Raw genomic sequence first — 21,147 nt, forward strand, 5'->3', positions numbered from 1 at the left:
TCCGGATCAGTCCTTCTCGATCCGGATGACCTGGGGCAGGGAGGCGACCACGCCGTCCGCCTCGATGGCGGCGATGGCGCGGCGCACGGCGGCCTCGGTCGTGGCATAGGTGATGAGAATCACATGCGCCGTATCGGACGGCATCGCGCCGCCCGGCTGCCGCTGGACGATGGATTCCAGCGAGATCTGCTCGTCCGCCATGCGGCGGGTGATGGTGGCGGCGGTGCCCGGCTTGTTCACCACGGCGAGGCGGATGTAGTAGCCGCCCTCGTGGCGCTGCATGGCGGCGCGCTCGGCCTTGGCGAGGCGGTCCACGGGCAGGCCGAAGGCATAGCCCTTCACGCCGCGCGCAACGTCGAACAGGTCGCCCACCACCGCCGAGGCGGTGGCATCGCCGCCGGCGCCGGGGCCGACCAGCGTCAGCGTCACCGCATCGCCGTCCACCGCCACCGCATTGGTGACGCCGGAGACCTGGGCGATGGGCCAGTGCTTCGGCACCATGGTGGGATGCACGCGCTGCTCGATGCCGGTGTCGGTCTTCACCGCCACGCCGAGCAGCTTCACCCGGTAGCCGAGATCGTCCGCCGCCTCGAGGTCGGCGAGGGTGAGCTGGCGGATGCCCTCCACATAGATGGCGTCCGCATCCACCTGCGTGCCGAAGGCCAGCGAGGTGAGGATGGCGAGCTTGTGGGCGGTGTCGAAGCCGTCGATGTCGAAGGTCGGGTCCGCCTCCGCATAGCCGAGCCGCTGCGCCTCGGTGAGGCAGACGTGGAAGGAGAGCTTCTCGTCCGCCATGCGGGTGAGGATGTAGTTGCAGGTGCCGTTGAGGATGCCCGACACGCGCTCGATGGCGTTGCCGGCGAGCGCCTCGCGCAGCGTCTTCACGATGGGGATGCCGCCCGCCACCGCCGCCTCGAAATGCAGGCCCGCGCCGGAGGCCTCGGCCCGGCGGGCGAGCTCCACGCCGCACTTGGCGAGCAGCGCCTTGTTGGCGGTGACGACGGGAATTCCACGGTCCAGCGCGGCAGCCACGGCCGCCTTCGCCGGGTCGCCGTCGCCGCCCATCAGCTCCACGAACACGTCGATGTCGCCCTCGCGGGCGAGCGCCACCGGATCCTCGAACCAGGCCACGCTTGAGAGATCGAGGCCGCGGTCGCGGCTGCGGTCGCGGGCGGCCACCGCCGTCACCTTCACGGTACGGCCGGTGCGCGCCTCAAGCTCGCCGGCGCGGCGCTCGAGCATGCGGAAGACCGCGGCCCCGACGGTGCCGAGGCCGGCGAGGCCCACTTTCAAATCGCTCATCTGTCAGTCCGGTTCCTGTCCTCGGCTGGCGTCATACCACAGCCCGCCCGGCGCGAGGTTCCGGCTGTCGCCGGAACCGGTCAATGCTCGATCGCCAACCCGTTCGGCCCCGGTGTCAGAGGGGCGGGGGCGTCGGCTCAGCGCGCGGCGCTGAGCGGAACCACGTTGTGCAGCGTGGTGCCGGCCTGCTCGAAGAAGCGGCGGACGTTGCGCGCCGCCTGGCGGATGCGCTGCTCGTTCTCCACCACGGCGATGCGGACGTATTCGTCGCCATGCTCGCCGAAGCCGACGCCCGGCGACACCGCCACCTCCGCCTTCTCGATGAGGAGCTTGGCGAATTCCACCGAGCCCATGGCCCGGAAGGGCTCCGGAATGGGCGACCAGGCAAACATGGTGGCGCGGGGCACCGGGATGTTCCAGCCGGCGCGGCCGAAGCTCTCCACCAGCGCGTCGCGGCGCTTCTTGTAGGTCTCGCGCATCTCGGCGATGCACTCCTGGGGGCCGTTGAGCGCCGCGGTGGCCGCCACCTGGATGGGGGTGTAGGCGCCGTAGTCGAGATAGGACTTCACCCGCGAGAGCGCGGCGATGAGCCGCTCGTTGCCCACGGCGAAGCCCATGCGCCAGCCGGCCATGGAATAGGTCTTGGACATGGAGGTGAACTCCACCGCCACGTCCATGGCGCCCGGCACCTGCAGCACCGAGGGGGGCGGGTTGCCGTCGAAATAAAGCTCGGCATAGGCGAGGTCGGAGAGAACGATCAGGTCGTTCTTCTTCGCGAAGGCCACCACGTCCTTGTAGAACTCGAGATCCGCCACGCAGGCCGTGGGGTTCGAGGGATAGCACAGCACCACTGCGATGGGCTTGGGGATGGAGTGCTGGACCGCCCGCTCCATGGCGTGGAAGAACTCCGGCCCCGGCTCGGCCGGAACCGAGCGGATGACGCCGCCGGCCATCAGGAAGCCGAAGGCGTGGATGGGGTAGGAGGGATTGGGGGTCAGGATCACGTCGCCGGGGGCGGTGATGGCCTGCGCCATGTTGGCGAAGCCTTCCTTGGAGCCCAGCGTGGCGACGACCTGCCGGTCGGGGTCCAGCTTCACGCCGAATCGCCGCTCGTAATAGGCCGCCTGCGCCTTGCGCAGGCCGGGGATGCCCTTGGAGGCGGAATAGCGGTCGGTGCGCGGCTTGCCGATGGTCTCTTTGAGCTTCTCGTAGACGTGCGCCGGCGCGTCGAGGTCCGGGTTGCCCATGCCGAGGTCGACGATGTCCACCCCGGCATTGCGGGCGGCGGCCTTCACACGGTTCACTTGCTCGAACACGTAGGGCGGCAGCCGGCGAATGCGGTGGAAATCGGTCGTCATCTCAATGGCTCCAGAGGCCGCGCATGTTGTCTCCCGGCGCGGCAGTCGGGCTTTGTAGCACTGTTCGGTGAATGAAAAAGCCTTGATTGCGGTGGCGATGGGGCGGTGGCCGCCATATCGCACCGCACAATGACGCGAAACGCCCGCAGGCGCCGCGCGCGGCTTACTGCGCCTGCGGCACCTGCTTGGCCTGCTGCTGGCGGGCGAGGCGCTCAAGGTCGCGCTGCAGCTTCTGCTGCTGCTCGGTGGTGAGCGGGTCTCGGCGCTCGGCGGGTGGGGCGCCCAGCGTGGGGAAGTGGGTGGCGTCCACCTCGGGCACCGAGGTCTGCGGCGGCGCGAGGCCCGGAATGCCCGAGCCGGCGCAGGCGGAGAGGCTCGCGGCGAGCGCGAGGAGAAGCGCGGCGCGCAGCGTCGGGACGGCACGGCCTCGCGCCGTCGGGGAGAAAAGGTCCATTGTCCGTTCCGGATGGCTCCCGGTCCCGGCGGTGACGATACCGGGGCGAGATACCTCCTGAGGGGCCGGTGCCGTGCGGGCGTACCGCAGACTCGACCAAGGAGGGGTGTCTAAGGGCGCCTGCGGCGTGGCCGCGAGGCTCGATCCTGTCACTTTCACACTCTAGAGTATGAAGGAAGCGCAGGCAGCGATAAAGATGGGCTACGTTTCGTAACGGCCCGCGAGCAAGACCCGCGAGAGGAAACGCGCATGTCCCGTGTTGAGGAAACGCCGAACGTATCCGCCGCCCCCATGATGTCGGTGGAATCGCCGGTTGCGGCGGGTGGCCCCGCGCATCTCAGCGTCGTCCCCCCCGCGGCCCAGACCCCCCCGAATCCCGCGCCCGAATCGGCGCCCCCTGCGGCCAGGGCGGACGCGCCGAAGGCCGGTGCCGGGTCCAGGGCTGAGGGCAGAAGCGACAGCAAAGGCGATGGCAAGGGCGACGGCGCCCGCCCCGGCCTCAACATCGAAGCCTTCTCCCAGAATCTCGCGCAGATGGTGGACGAGGGCGGCAAGGCGCTCGCCGCCTATCTCGGCCCGCGCACCCAGGCCAAGACCGACGACCTCGCCGACGAGATCGCCGACGCCCTCAAGACCGTGGGGCAGGTCGCCGAATACTGGATGACCGATCCCCAGCGCACGCTGGAGGCGCAGACCCGCCTCATGGCCGGCTATCTCTCGGTGTGGACCAACACGCTGAAGCGCCTCGGCGGCGAACAGGTGGAGCCGGTGACGGCGCCGGACGCGCGCGACGCCCGCTTCAAGGACGAGGGCTGGCGCGAAAGCCCCATCTTCGATGCGCTCAAGCAGGCCTATCTCGTCACCACCCGCTGGGCCGAGGACATGGTGGAGGAGGCCGAGGGCCTCGACGCCCACACCAAGCACAAGGCCGGCTTCCTGGTGAAGCAGGTGACGAACGCCATCTCGCCCTCCAACTTCGTGATGACCAATCCGGAGCTGATCCGCGAGACCTTCTCCTCGTCCGGCGAGAATCTCGTGAAGGGGATGAAGAACCTCACGGAGGACCTCGTCGCCGGCAAGGGCTCGCTCAAGATCCGCCAGTCGGACCTGAGCGCGTTCGAGGTGGGCCGCAACCTCGCCACCACGCCGGGCAAGGTGATCTACGAAAACGATCTGATGCAGCTCATCCAGTACGAGGCCACGACCGGCAGCGTGAAGAAGATGCCGCTGCTCGTCGTGCCGCCGTGGATCAACAAGTTCTACATCCTCGACCTGACGGCGGAGAAGTCCTTCATCAAGTGGCTGGTGGACCAGGGCATCAGCGTCTTCGTGATCTCCTGGGTCAATCCCGATGCCCGTCTCGCCGAGAAGGGCTTCGACGATTACATGCGCGAGGGCATCATGACCGCCCTCGACAAGGTGGCCGTCGCCACCGGCGAGCGGCAGGCCCACGCCATGGGCTATTGCGTCGGCGGCACCCTGCTCGCCACCACGCTCGCCTACATGGCCGCGACGGGGGATGACCGCATCGCCTCCGCCACCTTCCTCACCACCCAGATCGACTTCACCCACGCGGGCGATCTGAAGGTGTTCGTGGACGAGGACCAGCTCGCCGCCATCGAGCGCAAGATGAAGCAGACCGGCTATCTCGAAGGCAGCAAGATGGCCTCGGCCTTCAACATGCTGCGCTCGAACGACCTGATCTGGCCCTATGTCGTGAACAACTACATGAAGGGCAAGGCGCCGTTCCCGTTCGACCTTTTGTTCTGGAACGCCGATTCCACCCGCATGCCGGCGGCGAACCACTCCTACTACCTGCGCAACTGCTACCTCACCAACAACATCGCCCGGGGCCTCGCCGAGTTGTCCGGCGTGCGCATCGACATGACCAAGGTGAACGTGCCGGTCTATTCGCTGGCGACGCGGGAAGACCACATCGCCCCGCCCAACTCGGTGTTCATCGGTGCCAACATGCTCTCCGGCCCGGTGCGCTACGTGCTGGCCGGCTCCGGCCACATCGCCGGCGTGGTCAATCCGCCGGCCAAGATGAAGTACCAGTACTGGGCCGACGGCCCCACCGGACCGAGCTACGACCTCTGGCTCCAGGGCGCACAGGAGCACAAGGGCTCCTGGTGGCCGGACTGGCTGAACTGGTTCTCCGGCTACTACCCCGAGGACGTGCCCGCCCGCCCCATCGGCGGCGGCCACTTCACCCCCATCGAAGACGCCCCCGGCCGCTACGTGCGCGAAAAGAGCTGAGGGGAGGGGGCGCGCGCCCCGCTTCCTCACCGCCGTCATGCCCGGGCTTGTCCCGGGCATCCACGTCGTGCCGATGGGACGACGGCCGAAGATGTATTCCCGGCCGAACCACGTGGATGGCCGCAACCCGCATTTTTGCGGGTTGCGTTCTCAAAGCCGGAAGTCGGCGACCGCCGACTTCCGGGACAAGCCCGGCCATGACGGCCTGTGGGTTCAGCCCGTGAGCTACGGCCCGAATGCCTCGGCTCCTCACCGCCGTCGCCCTTCCGGCTAGACCGGGACGACCCATCCCTCACCACCGTCATGCCCGGGCTTGTCCCGGGCATCCACGTCGGGCCGATGGGACGACGGCCGAAGATGTATTCCCGGCCAAACCACGTGGATGGCCGGGACAAGCCCGGCCATGACGGCCTGTGGGTTCAGCCAGCGAGCTGCATGGTCCCAATAGCAGCGGGCTCCCGACCGCCATCACGCCGCCATCGGCCCACCTCCGCACACCCCGCGTCACGCCGCCTTTCCCGCGAGGCCGCTTGCGGGTAGTTTGGCGGCAGGCCCGCTTTGGGCCTCTCAAGACCTGTCGAGGGCCCGTGCGTTACGTTTCCACCCGGGGCGAAGCTCCTGTCCTGTCGTTTTCCGATGCGCTGCTGGCCGGTCTGGCGCGCGACGGTGGCCTCTATGTGCCGGAGGCGTTCCCCACCCTGAGCGCGGACGAGATCGCCGCGCTGGCGGGAAAACCCTATCCGGCGGTGGCCAAGGCGGTGATTTCCCCCTTCGTCGGCGATGCGCTGCCCGAGCGCGTGCTCGACCTGATGATCGCCGACGCCTACGCCTCCTTCCGCCATCCGGCGGTGACGCCGCTGACGCAGATCGGCCCCAACCGCTTCCTGCTGGAGCTGTTCCACGGTCCGACCTTGGCCTTCAAGGACGTGGCGATGCAGTTGCTCGCCCGCATGATGGACCATGTGCTCGCCGCCCGCGGCGCCCGCGCCACCATCGTCGGCGCGACCTCGGGCGATACCGGCAGCGCGGCCATCGAGGCGTTCCGCCACTCGGACGCGGTGGACGTGTTCATCCTCTACCCGCACAAGCGCGTGTCCGAGGTGCAGCGCCGGCAGATGACCACCGTGAACGCGCACAACGTCCACGCCATCGCGGTGGAAGGCACGTTCGACGACTGCCAGGCCCATGTGAAGGCCATGTTCAATCACCACGCCTTCCGCGATTCCCTCGCGCTGGCCGGGGTGAACTCCATCAACTGGGCGCGCATCGTCGCCCAGGTGGTCTATTATTTCTATGCCGCCACCGCGCTGGGCGCGCCGCACCGCGAGGTGTCGTTCGTGGTGCCCACCGGCAATTTCGGCGACATCTTTGCCGGCTATGTGGCCAAGCGCATGGGCCTGCCCATCCGCGACCTCTCCATCGCCACCAACGTCAACGACATCCTGGCCCGCACGCTGGAGACGGGGCGCTATGAGGTGAAGGGGGTGCATCCCTCCTCCTCGCCGTCCATGGACATCCAGGTGTCGTCGAACTTCGAGCGCCTGCTGTTCGAGGCGGTGGACCGGGACAGCACGCAGGTGCGCCAGCTCATGGCCTCGCTCGGCCAGTCCGGCGCCTTCACCGTGCCGCGCGAGGCGCTCGCTGCCATTTGCAGCGACTTCTCCGCCGGCCGCGCCGACGAGCCGGAGACGGCGCAGACCATCGCGCGGCTCTACCAGTCCGCCGGCTATCTGGCCGATCCGCACACCGCCGTGGCGCTCGCGGTGGCGGACAAGGTGGAGCATGCGGCCAAGGTGCCGCAGGTGGTGCTCTCCACCGCCCATCCCGCCAAGTTCCCCGATGCGGTGGAAGCCGCCACCGGCCACCGCCCCGGCCTGCCGCCGCACATGGCGGACTTGTTGACCCGCAAGGAAAGCGTGAGCGTGCTGCCCAACGACCTCGTGGCCATCGAAACCTTCATCCGCACCCATGCGCGGGTCGGACGGGGCGCCGCGGCATGAGCGTGAAGATCTCGACCCTCGACAACGGCATCACCGTCATCTCCGACGAGATGAGCCATCTCGGCACCGCCTCGCTCGGCATCTGGGTGGGCGCCGGCGCGCGGCACGAGAAGGGCGACGAGCACGGCATCTCGCACCTTCTGGAGCACATGGCCTTCAAGGGTACCCGCCGCCGGACCGCCCGGCGCATCGCCGAGGAGATCGAGCAGGTGGGCGGCGACATCAACGCCGCGACCTCGGTGGAGCAGACCACCTACAACGTCCGCGTGCTGGGCGAGGACGTGGGCCTCGGCATCGACATCCTCGCCGACATCCTCACCGAGCCGGCCTTCGCCCCCGACGAGCTGGAGCGGGAGAAGAACGTGATCGTGCAGGAGATCGGCGCGGTCATGGATACGCCCGACGATTTGGTGTTCGACCTGTTCCAGGAGCAGGCCTTCCCCGGCCAGAGCGTCGGCCGCTCCATCCTCGGCACGCCGGAGACGGTGCGCGGCTTCAGCCGCGACCAGCTCGGCGCCTATCTCGGGCGCACCTATCGCGGCCCGCGCATGGTGGTCTCCGCCGCCGGCGCGGTGGAGCATGACCGCCTCGTGGACGAGGCCGCCGCCCGCCTCTCCGGCGTCGGCAACGGCGCGGCACCGGAGCTGTCGCCCGCAACTTACGCCGGCGGTACGCGGCTGACCGCGCGCGACCTCGAGCAGGTGCACGTGCTGATGGGGCTGGAGGGCTGCTCCTACAAGGATGCGGACTACCACGCCCTTCAGGTGCTCTCGAACGTGCTGGGCGGGGGCATGTCCTCCCGCCTGTTCCAGGATGTGCGGGAGGAGCGGGGGCTCTGCTACTCCATCTACGCCTTCCACTGGAGCTATCAGGACACCGGGCTGTTCGGCATCTATGCCGGCACCGACACCGGCGACGTGGAGGAGCTCTCCAACGCGGTGGTGGACCAGATCTTCGACACAGCCGAGACCGTGACCGAGCTGGAGGTGGCCCGCGCCAAGGCGCAGATGAAGGTGGGGCTGCTCGCCGCGCTGGAAAGCTCCGGCGCCCGCGCCGACCAGCTCGCCCGGCAGATCCTCGGCTTCGACCGGGTGATCCCGGTGGAGGAGATCGTCGCCCGGGTGGAGGCGGTGGATGTCGCCGCCGTGCGCGCCGCGGCGTCCCGTCTCATCGGCCGCGGCCGGCCGACGCTCAGCGTCATAGGGCCGAAGGGCGGGCTTGAACCGGCTGCACGGGTGGTGCAGCGTCTTGGGGGTCACTAACCGGCTGCGCCGGCAACGGAGTTTGGCTCGGGCGCAACGTGATGTGGCTGTCCGCACTCTTTCCCTTCCCCGCCGAGCCCCTCCCCACCATCGAGGGCAAGGGCGTCTATCTGCGCGTGCCGCAGATGAAGGACTTCGTGGCGTGGCGGACCCTGCGCGACATCAGCCGCGGCTTCCTCACGCCCTGGGAGCCGCTGTGGCCGGCCGATGACCTCACCCGCGGCGCCTTCCGCCGGCGGCTGCGGCGCTACGCCCGCGACATGGTGACGGACGAGGCCTATCCGCTCTTCATCTTCCGCCGCGCGGACGATGAACTCGTCGGTGGCCTCACCCTCTCCAACGTGCGGCGCGGCGTGTGCCAGGCGGCGAGCCTCGGCTACTGGATGGGCGCGCCCTATGCCGGGCAGGGCTACATGCGGGCGGCGGTGACGGCGCTCCTGCCCGTGGCCCACGACGTGCTCCACCTGCGCCGGGTGGAGGCAGCCTGCATGCCCCACAACCAGGCCTCCATCCGCCTGCTTGAAAGCTGCGGCTTCACCCGCGAGGGCTATTCCCGGGAATATCTGTGTATCAACGGGACGTGGGAGGACCACATCCTCTTCGCCCGCCTGAAGAGCGATCCCATCGCCCGGCTCGTGCCGCGCGGAGACACCCTCGCCACCCGCCTGAGCCGCGTGCCGCCGGCGGCACAGTAGGGGGCACGCGCATCCCTTCGGGGCGACGGGGGCGCGATGAACCACCCTCGCGCCCCGGACGCGTGCAGCGACAGCGGAATGCGAGCCGGGGCCCAGCGCAAGAGTTCGCCGCAGGCGCTTCCTGACCCCACCGCCCTCGCGTTTTGCCCCGCTGCGCGGGGACTCTTGCGCTGGACCCCGGATCGGCGCTCCGGCTGTCGCCGTCGCTTGTCCGGGGAACGGGGGCGCTTCGCGGCCTCCCCTCACTCCCCCTTGGGCAGGGCGAACACCGTGAGCTGCCCGCCCAGCGCCGTATACTGGTTCAGCGCCGCATAGGCCTCGTTGGCGCCGGAGCCGTCGCCGGGGTCGCTGAGGCCGGCGGCGAGGCCGATGCCGGCCCAGCCGCCGACGCCGGAGAGCACGGCCACATATTGCCGGCCGCCCTGCATGAAGGTGGTGACGTTGCCGACGATGCCGGAGGGCGTCTTGAAGCGGTACAGCTCCTTCCCCGTCTTCGCGTCCACCGCCTTCAGCCAACCTTCCAGCGTGCCGTAGAAGACGATGCCGCCCGCCGTCGCCAGCGCCCCCGACCAGACGGAGAATTGCTCCGGCTTCGACCACACGGCCGCGCCCTTCAGCGCATCCCAGGCGAGGAAGGCGCCGGTGCTGCCCGCGGTGCCGGGGGCGGGATGCATGGAGAGAGTGGCGCCCACATAGGGCTGGCCGGGCACGTAATCCACGTGGAACGGCTCGTAATCCATGCACATGCGGGTGACGGGCACGTAGAACAGCCGCGTCTGCGGCGAGAACGCCGCCGGCTGCTGGTTCTTGGCGCCCAGCGAGGAGGGGCAGATGCCGGTGTAGGTGACATCCTCGCCCTCCCGCTCGGTGGAGAAGGCGGGCTCGCGCTTGGGGCGGCCATAGGCGGGGCTCTTCGGGTCGAGATCGATGCCGCTCGCCCAGTTGGCGGTGGTCTCGTACTTGCCCGCGCGGAGCAGCGCGCCGGTCTCGCGGTTCAGCGTGTAGGCGAAGCCGTTGCGGTCGAAATGGGTGAGGAGCGGGGTGGCTTTCCCGTCCACCTCCCCATCGGTCAGGATCATCTCGTTGACGCCGTCATAGTCCCACTCGTCGTGGGGGGTCATCTGGTAGACCCAGCGGGCGACGCCCGTGTCCGCGTCGCGGGCGATGATGGTGTCGGACCAGCGGTTGTCCCCCGGCCGCTGGCCGGGGTTCCAGGTGGCCGGGTTGGCGGTGCCGTAATAGACGAGGTTGAGCTTCGGGTCGTAGGCGAACCAGCCCCAGGTGGCGCCGCCGCCGATCTTCCACTGGTCGCCGGACCAGCTCTTGAGGGACGAATCCTTGCCCACCGGCTTGCCCAGCTCGGTGGTCTTTTCCGGGTCGATCAGCATCTCAGCATCCGGCCCGGTGCTGAAGGCGCGCCAGACGAGGTGGCCGTCCTTGAGGTCATAGGCGGAGAGATGCCCGCGCACGCCGGCCTCGGCGCCGGAAATGCCGACGATGAGCTTGTCCTTCACCGGCATGACCGTGGCGGTGTTGGAGGCGCCCAGCGCCGGATCGCCGTTCGCCACCGACCAGCGCTTCGCTCCCGTCTTCGCATCGAGCGCGACGATGGTCGTGTCCGCCTGATGCAGGAAGACGAGGCCGTCCGCATAGGCGAGGCCGCGATTGACGAGATCGCAGCACATCACCGCGGCCACGTCCTTCTTCTGGCGCGGCTCGTATTTCCAGAGGATGCGGCCTTCGTTCTTGAGGTCGAGGGCATAGACCAGATTGGGGAAGGGCGTGTGGACATACATCACGTCCCCCACCACCAGCGGCGCGCCCTCATGGCCGCGCAGCACGCCGGTGGAGAAGGTCCACGCCACCTGCAGGCGCCCCACGTTGCCGGCGTCGATCTGCTTCAGCGGGGAATAGCGCGTGTTGGCGTAGTCCACGGTCTGCAACACCTGCTCCGCGCCAGTGGCGGTGCGCGTCAGCACGTCGTCATTGGCGAGGGCTGCGGCCGGGAGGAACGCGAGGAAGAGGGCGGGGAGGAGGGCGGGGAGGAGGCGTGTCATCGTCGAAGGCAGTCCGGGTGTCGTGACGCAAACAGGCGCGAAGGTCTCCCCCGCGCCCGCAGCATCCTCGCCGCACGCCAGCGACGCAACCGCGCCGCAGGGGCAGGCGTGGTGCGGCCTATCTCCCCTCTCCCCTTGCGGGAGAGGGGTTGGGGGTGAGGGGGAGGGCCTGTCCATTCGTCCCGGCTCCCGTTCTGGCGGAGGCATACCCCTCACCCCAGCCCTCTCCCGCAAGGGGAGAGGGGGCACCGCTGGTATCGGGGAGTACCGCCGTTCAGCCCGGAACGACCGGGCCGATGGAGGCGTCGATCAGGCTCATGCGCCGCTCCCGCGCATTCACGAAGCGGAAGTAGATGACCTTCACGAGGTCCATCACCAGCGTCCACACCAGGCAATAGGCCCAGACCACGCCGATGAGCAGCCACGGCAAAGCCGGCATGAACCAGCCGAAGGCGCACATGAAGATGGCGAAGATCTGCGTGCCCATCACCGCCGCGAGCACGGGCAGGCTGGGGTAGGGCGGGCGGAACAGCGTGCCCTGCACCCGCGAGACGAAGAACAGCAGGTGCCCGCCGGCGCACAATTGCAGGAACAGCATGGTCTGGATGTGGGAGAGGTCCATGGGCAGCCGCGCCATGAGTTCCGGGCTCTTCATCCAGAACATGCCGAGCATGACGATGCCGAAGCTCTGCACCAGCGCCATGATGCCCATGATGGTCGAGAAGGAGAGGATGCGCTGCATGTTCCAGCGCACCGGTGAGTCCTGAACCTTCACATTGTCATAAGCGATGGTCATGATCGGGATGTCGTCAAGCAACGCCATGACGACGATCATGATCGCGGTGAGCGGCATGAAGTCGTACACCAGATAAACCAGCACGACCACCAGCATGATATTTAGCGTCATGGCGATGCGGTAGTAGATGTAGCTGGTGATCCGCTCGAAGATCGCCCGCGCCTCCATGATGGCGTTGATGATGGTGGAGAGCCCCGGCGCCGTGAGGATGAGCGCCGCGGCGCTGCGGGCCGCGTCCGTGGCGCCGGAGACGGCCACGCCGCAGTCCGCCTGCTTCAGGGCGGGGGCGTCGTTCACGCCGTCGCCGGTCATGGCGACGATGTGGCCGCGCTCCTGCAAGGCCTTCACGATCTGGAACTTGTGCTCGGGGAAGACGCGGCCGAAGCCGTCGGCCACCTCCACCGCGCGGGCGGCGTCGATGGCGATGTGCTCGGGGCCGGAATCCTGGCCGAACACGTCGCTCGCCACGAGGAGATGATCGCCGAGGCCGAGCTGGCGGGAAATCTCGCCGCCGATGGCCACATCATCGCCCGTCACCATCTTCACCGAGACGCCGAGCGCCTTGGCCTTGGCGATGGTCTCCGCCGCGTCCGGCCGGGGCGGGTCGAGCATGGGCAGGAGGCCGAGCAGCGTCCAGGTCTTGCCGTCGTCGGAGCGGGCGACGCCCAGCGCGCGGGTGCCGCTGCGGGCGAGGGTTTCCACCGCGTCGAAATAGCCCTTCGCAGCGGCCTCCGAGAGGCCGCACTGGGCGGCGATGGCCTGCGGCGCGCCCTTGGCGAAATGCACGGTCTTGCCGTCCGGGCCGGTGACGCTCGCCACCGTCTTCTTGCTGACGGGATCGAAGGGCGTGAAGTCCACGCTCTTGTAGCCGTCCAGCACCTTCGGGTCCTTCACCGCGGCGATCACCGCCTTGTCGATGGCGTCGTCGCTCTGGCGCTGGGAGGCGAGCGCGGCGCCGAGGATGAGATCGTCCGGCTTGGCGCTGCCCCACGGGATGGGCGTCTGGAGGGTGAGCTGGTTCAGGGTCAGCGTGCCGGTCTTGTCGGAGCACAGCACGTCCACGCCCGCCAGCTCCTCGATGGCCGAGAGGCGGGAGACGATGGCCTGCTGCTTGGACAGCGCCAGCGCGCCCAGCGCCATGGTCACGGACATGACGGCCGGCGTCGCCACCGGCACCGAGGCCACCAGCAGCACCAGCACGATCTGCACGATGGCGCCGGCGTGCTGCCACTCCCAATGCCCGTCGGCGATGATGTCGCGGTGGACCTGCGCCACCACCAGCACCAGCGCCAAAGCGGCGGAGAGGATGATGAGGAAGTCACCCATCTGGATGACCGCCTTCTCCGCATGGGACTTGGCGCCGGCCGAGGCGACGAGCTTCGCCGTGCGGCCGAAGAAGGTGGCATTGCCGGTGGCGGTCACGAGGGCCGTCATGGTGCCCTGCCGCACGATGGAGCCGGAATAACCGCTGTCGCCCACCGCCTTGGAAACGGGGAGTGACTCGCCGGTCAGCGCCGCCTGATCGACGGAGAGATACTTGCCCTCGATCAGCAGCAGATCGGCGGGAAGCGTCTCGCCGCCGGCCACGCTCACCACGTCGCCGGGCACGAGGGCGGCGGTGTCCACCGTCATCCACTGGCCGTCGCGCAGCACGCGGGCCTTGAGCGCAAGGCCCTTCTTCAGCGCGGCGAGGGCGCTCGCGGCCTTGCTGTCCTGCCAGAAGCCGACGATGGCGTTGTAGATGAGCAGGCCCATGACGACGATGAAATCGGGCCAGTCCTGCCGGATGAGGGAGAGCAGCGCCGCCGCCTCGATCATCCAGGGGATGGGGCCCCAGAAATAGCCGACCAGCTTCTCCCACCGGCTGTCCTCATGGGCGACGATGGCGTTGGGGCCGTATTTCGCCTGCCGTTCGGCCGCCTCGGCGGCGGTGAGGCCCTTGGGGGAGGCGCCGAGTTCTGTGAATTTGGCGGCGATGGCCGCCGCATCCAGCCGGACGGAGCCGGAGGACGATCCCGACGCCGGCTTCGCGGCGGGGGCCTCGGTGGGAGCTGCGGCGGCGAGGGCTGCGCTCTGTGCCATTGGACTTCTCCCGGTCAGGCGGAACGGGTGAGCGCCAGCGTGTGCTGGGCGATCATCAGTTCTTCGTTGGTGGGGATGACGAAGGCCGCGACGGCGCTGTCCGCCGTGGTGATGCGCGGCCCGTTGGCGGCATTGGCCGCCGGATCGAGGGTGAGGCCGAAGGGGGCGAGGCGCTCCAGCACGGCGGCGCGCACCTTGGCCGAGTTCTCGCCGATGCCGGCGGTGAAGACGAGCGCGTCGAGCCCGCCCAGCACCGCCGCATAGGCGCCGATGAATTTCACGAGGCTATAGACGAAATAGTCCACGGCCAGCCTGTCGTCCGCCGCCGCGCTGTCCTGCAGCACCCGCATGTCGGCGCTGTCGCCGGAGAGGCCGAGCAGGCCGGACTGGCCGTAGAGCAGTTTTTCCAGCGCGTCGGGCGTGTAGCCGGCGGAACGCAGCAGATAGAAGATCACGTCCGCCGGCACGTCGCCGGAGCGGGTCGCCATGGGCAGGCCGGTGAGGCCGGCGAAGGCCATGGATGTCTCGACGCTCCTGCCGTCCAGCATGGCGCACGCCGAGGCGCCGCCGCCGAGATGGGCGGCGATGACCCGCCGCGCGCCGGGCGCGACCTTGGGCACTTGCCGGCTGATATAGTCGTAGGAGATGCCGTGATAGCCCCAGTGCCGCACGCCGGTGTCGCGCACCGCCTTGGGCAGGGCGTAGATCTGCGCCACCTCCGGCATGGTGCGGTGGAAGGAGGTGTCGAACACCGCCACCTGCGGCAGGCCGGGAAAGGCCTCGGCGATGGCCCGCGCGCCGCGCACGTTGAACGGCTGGTGCGAGGGCTCCATGGCGGACAGGCCATCGAGATAGTCCAGCACCTCGGGCGTGATCCTCGCCGGGCCCTCAAAGCGCGTGCCGCCGAGCACCACGCGGTGGCCGGCCGCCACCACCTTGATGTTGGCCTCGTGCTGCTCCAGCCACCTCACGATGTAGCCCAGCGCCTCCTTGTGGCTCAGGGCATGGCCGGAACCCCATTCGTGGGCATCGATGGGCTTGCCGTCCGGCTCCTTGGCGATGAAGTGCGGATCCCCCGCCATGCTGTCGATGCCGCCCCGGCAGAGCAAAGGTGGGTCTTCCGCGTTCGACGTCCCATAGGCGCCGAACTTGAGGCTGGTGGAGCCGGAATTGACGACCAGAACGGCGTCGGTCATGGCAGCCTCGCTCAGTCGGCGGTGTGGGGAAGGATGGCGTCGGGCGTGCGCTTGAGCGCATCGGCGTAGATCACCGCCGCGGCGGCGGAGAAGCGCCGGGCCTCGGCGCTGTCGGCGCGGCTCGTCAGCATCACCGGCACGCGGGCGCCGACCACGAGGCCGGCGCTCTGGGCGTCGGCCATGAAGCCGAGATTCTTGTAGACCATGTTGCCGGCCTCGATGTTGGGCACCAGCAGCACGTCCGCCGTGCCGGCGACGGGCGAGACGATGTGCTTCACCTGCGCCGCCGCGGCATCCACCGCCGCGTCGAGGTCGAGCGGTCCGTCCACGATGCCGCCGACGATCTGGCCCCGATCGGCCATCTTGGAGAGGATGGCGCCGTCGAGGGTGGCGGGCATCTTGGTGTGCACCATCTCCACCGCCGCCAGCACCGCCACCTTGGGCGTCTCGATGCCCAGCGCCTTCGCGAGGCCGATGGCGTTCTGGCAGATGTCGCGCTTCTGGTCTGTGTCGGGCGCGATGTTGAGCGCCACATCCGTCACCAGCACGCGGCGGGCATAGGTGGGCACGGACATGATGGCGCAATGGCTGAGCAGCCGGCCGGTGCGCAGCCCCGCCTCCTTCGCCATCACGGCGCGAAGCAGCACGTCGGTGTGAAGGCTACCCTTCATCAGCGCCCCCACCTCGCCCGCGCCGGCCGCAGCGGCGGCCTTGGCGGCCGAGTCTTCCTCGCTCGTGGTGGAGACGACGCGGGCGCCGGAAAGATCGAGGCCGCCAGATGCGGCGATGCGGCGGATGTCCGCCTCCGGACCGAACAGCACAGGCTTGATGAGCCCGGCGGCGGCAGCATCGAGGGCGCCGGACAGGGCATCAAGGCTCAAGGGATGGACCACGCCGGTGGGCAGGGGATCGAGCCCCTTGCAGCGCTCCAGCAGCGCCTCCAGCCGATGCTCGGGCACGCTGACGCTGATGGCCTTCTCGGGCGCGGCCACGGTGATGGCGGCGGTGGCGACGATGGCGCCGGAGGGCGCGGCGATCGCGCCGTCGAGGCCGAGCGTGCGGTCCGCCGCGTTCGTTTCGCGGACCGAAAGGGAAACGGTGAGCGGCACGTCGGCCGGCAGCGGCGCGGCGATGCGCACGCTGGAGGCGCGGATGGCCGCGCCGGGGCCGGGCAGGGAGGTGCCCACCAGGGCGGCGAACAGGGAGGCGGCAAGGCCGGCATCCGCCTGACCCGACCCGGCGCCGGCGAGCATGCCGGCATCGCCGAAGGCGGCGCCCCAGGCCCGCAGGTCCGGCGTGCGGATGATACGCGTGGCGGACGCACTGTCGCCCGCTTTGATGTCCTCGAACAGACGATTGGCGATGGTGGGCACGAACATGCCTCCTCGGGCGCGTCACTGGGAGGGAAGGCGAGGAACAGGCGGGCCGGGGAAAAGAGAAGTCCGGGCGCGGCGCGGGGGATGCGCCGCGCCCGTCTTCCCGGCTCAGACGGCTGCGGGGAGGTTCTGGCCGGGCACGGGGGCCGGCGCGGTCTTCACCGCTGCCAGCGCCACGTTCTTCGGCGCCGAGACGCCGAGGATTTCGGCCAGGCGTTCCACCAGGGCCCGCTCGCCGGGGGTGTAGGTGCCATCCGCCGTGGCGACGCCGACCACCTTGTTCACCAGATCCTGCCGCTGGCCGGGATCTGTGACCAGACGGGCGATGGCCTCCACCGCCTTCTCCCGTTCCAGGAGCAGGATGTAGAACTGGTCGCGCACCAGCGTCTTGAACTCGGGCAGCGAGAGCTGCATCAGCTTCTGCCGCGTCTCGTTGAGCGAGCTGGCGGCCGCCTCGTCCAGCGCGCGTGTCACCGAGAGCACGTAGAGCGAGGCGCGCACCAGTGCCTCGTTGAAGCCGCCTTCGGCCACGCGGTCGCGGAACTCGGCGATCTTGCGGTCGCGGAAGGCTTCCTTCTGCGGGCTGTTGGCCGGCAGCTCGCGGACCTTCTCGTCGAGGTTGAGGCCCAGAAGGCCGTGCAGCACCGGCGAGCCGTAGACGGCGAAGAAGGACTGCTCCACCGCCCGGTCGCGCACATCGCGCCAGCCGTCGAGGGCGGCGTTGATCTGGTCGGACCAGAAGTTCTGCGCCGTGACGAAGGGATTGGAGGCGTCCGCCGGCTTGCGGGCCGTGGTGACGTCGGCGGCGAGCTTCTCCACCCCCTTCATGAGCGGGTTGGTGTCCGCGAACAGGGAGTAGGAGAGCCGCAGCGGATTGAAGCGGAACAGCGCATCCGCGAGCTGCGGCGTCGCCATCGCCTTCACGACGGGCTGGAGGAAGGTGCGATAGAGCGAGTGATTGATCTCCGACACCCGCCGCGCAGCGGCGAAGGCGCGATCATCCTCCACGCTGTTGCGGCCATAGGCGCGGATGTCGTCCAGCGAGCGCAGCTCGAAGCGGGAATGCCAGGCCGGGCCACCGGCCTTCACCTGCTCCTCGGAGGCCGGCTCGATCACCAGCTCGTAGAGGCCGGGGGGCAGGCAGTCGATGAGGTCCATGAGGCGCACCAGCTCCTCGTCCTCCTTCGCCCCGACCTTGGCCGAGACGAAGATGGCGAGGTGGCCCACCTTCTGGTTCATGCAATAGACGATGGTGCGGCCCTCGGCGCGGATGTCGTCCACGTCCCTGTAGAGGTCGAGGATCCAGCCCAGCGTCTGCGGCGGCGGGGAGATGTTGTCGCCCTGCGAGGTGAAGACGATGACCGGCGAGGAGATGTTGCGCAGGTCGAACACCTTGCCGTCGGTGGAGCGCACCTCGTTGCGGGTGAGCTTGTCGCCGATGAAGAACTCGTCCACCAGGAACTGGATCTCGTCGCCGTTCAGCTTGATGAAGTCGCCCCACCACTTCTCGAACTCGAGATAGCGCGGGCCTTCCGTGTCCACCTTCGACCAGACGTCATACTGCTTGCCCCACAGCCAGTTGGCCGGGTTCAGATTGTCGAAGTTCAGGATCAGCCAGGTGCCGTCGAACTTGCCGCCGCCGAGGTCGCTGATGAGGTTGGTCAGCCACGAGCCGCCGAGCAGGCCGCCGGAATAGCGCATGGGGTTCTTGCCATGCACGCCCTGCCAGTAGGACATGGGCGAGCCCGCCACCATGCAGGGGCCGAACAGGTCCGGCCGCAGCATCGCCACCATCAGCGTCTGGTAGCCGGCCTGGCAATTGCCGATGGCGAAGGTAGGCGGCGCCTCCGGGTGCATCTGCCGGATCCGCTCGAAGAAGGAGACCTGCCCTTCCACCACGTCGAGGAAGGTCTGCCCCGGTTCCGGCTCGGCGGCGAAGCCGATGAAGTAGACCGGATGCCCGGTGCCCAGCGCCTCGCCGATCTCGCTCTCGGTCTTGAACCCGCCGATGCCCGGCCCCTGCCCGGCGCGCGGGTCCACCACCACCACCGGCCGCTTCCGCGGGTCCACCACCACTCCGGCGGGGGGGACGATGCGGGACAGGGAGTAGTTGATGGGCCGCGGCAGCGCCCGCCCGCTCACCAGCACCTCATGGTCGAAGGAGAGCACCGTCGCCATGGGGCGTGAGGTCATATCGTGCTGCTCGTTCCCCCTCCGGCGGAGGAGATCGAGGAAGAGGACCTGGCGCTGGGTGGCGTCCACGAGGTAGGCGCCGAGAGGTCCGCCCTGACTCGCACCTGAACCCATGCCGAACTGTGGGTTGAATGCCGGTGAAAGTCCCTTCTGGAATGCCGACATCGCGGCGTTCGGGTCGAACGGCAGCAGGTTCTGGAAGGGGGAAAGGACAGGGGAGGGGGCAGGCGTATCGGCGGCCATGACGGGCTCCCGTCTCTCGCCGGCCCAACGATTGCGACAGGCCGGACGTTGCTTTCGCACGTGCGAATGGCCGCAGCTAAGGTCCCGTCTCTCCCTCGGGTCAATTCCGTTGATCTACGGGTGCGGGAGCATCCGTATCTATCCGGAAAGCCAGCGAAATTTGATGTGGCGCAAGAATGGCGTGCATTCTGCTGCACTGCAGCCTGAATTGAGGTTCGCCGCTACCGAAAGCCGGCGTGCACCCTTGCCATTGCTGGATTGTCGAAATGGCGCCGAGAGCAAAATTTGCCCTGCAGCGGAAGGGCGCCCCGGCGCCCTACTGGTCCCTGGGCTTCAGGAAGGACAGGAGGAAGTTCTCTTCCTTCTTGGGGCCATGCTTCAGCTCGGCCACCACCACCATCTTCTTCACCTCACCGCGTTTGAAGGCGGCAAGGAACTTGTCGTAGTCCTTGACCGACACGCAGCCGTTGGAATCTCCACGCGGACCAAGGAGATAGGGGTGGGCGAGGATGCCGGCGCGGCCGTACATCCGGCCGGTTCCGATCGGATTGAGGCGCACCGCCTCGATGCCGTGGAACAGGGATTCGCGCATGGTCAGCTGGTAGGTGTTGGGCGGGGTCGGGCCCACCATGCGCTTGTTGACGGCACGCACGTCGTCGAAGGTATCGCCGTAGCCAGAATGGGCTTCCAGCCGATCCCCGTTCGGCATGTAAACGACCTTGGCCTTGATGTCGTAGATGGCATAGCCGCTGCCGGGCGTTGGCAGTGCCGGCTCATCCTCTGAGAGCGTCGGCGTCTCTGGAGCCGGGGCCTGGCTGCCGGGGACGGCAGAGGGCGTGTCGGTCAGGGAGGCGTCGGGCAGGGAGGCATAGGCGAGGCGCTGGTTCGGCATGGCCGGCTTGCGCAGGGGCAGGGGCACCGCGCCCTGGTCAAACTGTTCCAGCGCCTTGATTCCGTCAGCGGCAGCCACCTGGTTCCGGTTCAGTGGATTGGCCATGGGCAGCGGCACGACGCGGCCGGTGAGGCGCGCGGAATTGTCCGACGGTCCAGGCCCGGCGGCAAAGGACCGGCCATCAATGGCCACGTTGGTCAGGTAGATGCTGCCCGGATCGACGCCCAGCGCGCCGGAGCCGACGACGAGCGAAATCTCGGTCACGGTCGTTCCCGCGGCCGCCATGCTGAGCTCGCGGACGAGGGGGCGGTTGACGATCTGGGGCGGCGGTGCGGAGACGCCGAACGCGAACGAGCCTTGCGTGTACCAGACGGCCCCTGCGGCAACCATCAGGCCGGCGACGACGCCCGTGCCGATGCCGACGAGTGTGCCGCGGCGGGACGTGCTGCGCGGCCGGGGATCCGAGGCGTGGGGGTCGTAGTCGGAGGCATCGACCTCCTCCTCGTGGACGTGCGGCGTCCAGTGCCAGTCGGCCCGGTCATGCCAGTCGGCATGGGGATCAGCGTCGTCGCGGTCCCATTCACCGTGGTCGCGCAAGCCTGCGTCATGGCCCGCGCGCGCGTCATGATCGCTCGCGTCGTCCTGCCAAGCCGCGTATTCCTGCCGGTCCGAGTGCCTCATGGTCCCCGCTATCAGCGCTGCCGGTCGGTACCGGCTCCGTTCGTCCATCGCAGGGTCCCTCGGTCTAACGCATCGCACAAACCTTGCCCGGTTCGGATATTCTCCGACCGACCACCGGCTCAGAACGCTGCGCCCGCGCGGCCCCGCCGCACATTCCCGCCAGCCCTGCAACCTTGCCGAAATTCGGTTTCTTTTCCCTTTACGCCCCACGCTAGACCAGATCACGACGGCGAGAACAAGGCCGTTCGCACGGAAACTTTACCAAGGGAACGCCGTCTTGGCGAGGGGCGAGCATGACGTT

Annotated in this window: 13 protein-coding genes; 4 read left to right on the plus strand and 9 right to left on the minus strand. The window is 68.7% G+C overall.

The window, feature by feature from the left end:
• Window positions 1-6: 6 nt before the first annotated feature.
• The 3 genes from EJ105_RS05670 to EJ105_RS05680 all read right to left on the minus strand — a co-directional run bounded on the left by EJ105_RS05670 (window position 7) and on the right by EJ105_RS05680 (window position 3,114).
• On the minus strand, window positions 7-1,302 hold the full coding sequence (locus tag EJ105_RS05670; RefSeq protein WP_250165589.1) for a homoserine dehydrogenase: 1,296 nt from the start codon (window positions 1,300-1,302) through the stop codon (window positions 7-9).
• 137 nt (window positions 1,303-1,439) lie between these two features.
• Window positions 1,440-2,660 (minus strand): LL-diaminopimelate aminotransferase, encoded by a 1,221-nt coding sequence (locus EJ105_RS05675; protein ID WP_024278493.1) that lies wholly within the window; start codon window positions 2,658-2,660, stop codon window positions 1,440-1,442.
• A gap of 163 nt (window positions 2,661-2,823) precedes the next feature.
• Window positions 2,824-3,114 carry a hypothetical protein gene (locus EJ105_RS05680; protein WP_250165590.1) on the minus strand — a complete coding sequence of 97 codons (291 nt, stop codon included), beginning with the start codon at window positions 3,112-3,114 and terminating at the stop codon, window positions 2,824-2,826.
• A 249-nt stretch (window positions 3,115-3,363) separates the two neighbouring features.
• Here EJ105_RS05680 and phaC point away from each other — a divergent pair, with 249 nt between their 5' ends.
• From phaC to EJ105_RS05700, 4 genes are all read left to right on the plus strand, one after another.
• A complete protein-coding gene (gene phaC / locus EJ105_RS05685; RefSeq protein ID WP_394041691.1) occupies window positions 3,364-5,373 on the plus strand; it encodes a class I poly(R)-hydroxyalkanoic acid synthase in 2,010 nt (669 codons plus the stop codon).
• A 587-nt stretch (window positions 5,374-5,960) separates the two neighbouring features.
• Window positions 5,961-7,373, plus strand: a complete 1,413-nt coding sequence (gene thrC / locus EJ105_RS05690; RefSeq protein WP_250165591.1) for a threonine synthase — start codon at window positions 5,961-5,963, stop codon at window positions 7,371-7,373.
• Window positions 7,370-8,635 (plus strand): M16 family metallopeptidase, encoded by a 1,266-nt coding sequence (locus EJ105_RS05695; protein WP_250165592.1) that lies wholly within the window; start codon window positions 7,370-7,372, stop codon window positions 8,633-8,635. The genes thrC and EJ105_RS05695 overlap by 4 nt, the downstream gene beginning before the upstream one ends.
• A gap of 41 nt (window positions 8,636-8,676) precedes the next feature.
• Complete coding sequence (locus EJ105_RS05700; protein WP_029558920.1) at window positions 8,677-9,330, plus strand: GNAT family N-acetyltransferase; 654 nt, start codon at window positions 8,677-8,679, stop codon at window positions 9,328-9,330.
• 242 nt (window positions 9,331-9,572) lie between these two features.
• On the opposite strand, the gene EJ105_RS05705 is transcribed toward EJ105_RS05700, so the two are convergent.
• The 6 genes from EJ105_RS05705 to EJ105_RS05730 form a co-directional block, all read right to left on the minus strand.
• A complete protein-coding gene (locus EJ105_RS05705) occupies window positions 9,573-11,387 on the minus strand; it encodes a methanol/ethanol family PQQ-dependent dehydrogenase (protein WP_250165593.1) in 1,815 nt (604 codons plus the stop codon).
• 274 nt (window positions 11,388-11,661) lie between these two features.
• Complete coding sequence (locus EJ105_RS05710; RefSeq protein ID WP_250165594.1) at window positions 11,662-14,265, minus strand: plasma-membrane proton-efflux P-type ATPase; 2,604 nt, start codon at window positions 14,263-14,265, stop codon at window positions 11,662-11,664.
• A 14-nt stretch (window positions 14,266-14,279) separates the two neighbouring features.
• The gene (locus EJ105_RS05715; protein WP_250165595.1) at window positions 14,280-15,461 is read right to left on the minus strand and encodes an acetate/propionate family kinase; all 1,182 of its coding nucleotides are present in this window, start codon (window positions 15,459-15,461) and stop codon (window positions 14,280-14,282) included.
• Between the two features lie 11 nt (window positions 15,462-15,472).
• Window positions 15,473-16,834, minus strand: coding sequence for a bifunctional enoyl-CoA hydratase/phosphate acetyltransferase (locus EJ105_RS05720; RefSeq protein WP_250165596.1), 1,362 nt, complete (start codon window positions 16,832-16,834; stop codon window positions 15,473-15,475).
• Between the two features lie 111 nt (window positions 16,835-16,945).
• Entirely contained in the window at window positions 16,946-19,273 is a 2,328-nt protein-coding gene (locus EJ105_RS05725) for a DUF3141 domain-containing protein (protein ID WP_250165597.1), read from the minus strand.
• A gap of 316 nt (window positions 19,274-19,589) precedes the next feature.
• Entirely contained in the window at window positions 19,590-20,762 is a 1,173-nt protein-coding gene (locus EJ105_RS05730; RefSeq protein ID WP_250165598.1) for a DUF2778 domain-containing protein, read from the minus strand.
• Window positions 20,763-21,147 lie beyond the last annotated feature (385 nt).

Source organism: Xanthobacter aminoxidans, assembly GCF_023571765.1.
Classification (GTDB): domain Bacteria; phylum Pseudomonadota; class Alphaproteobacteria; order Rhizobiales; family Xanthobacteraceae; genus Xanthobacter; species Xanthobacter aminoxidans.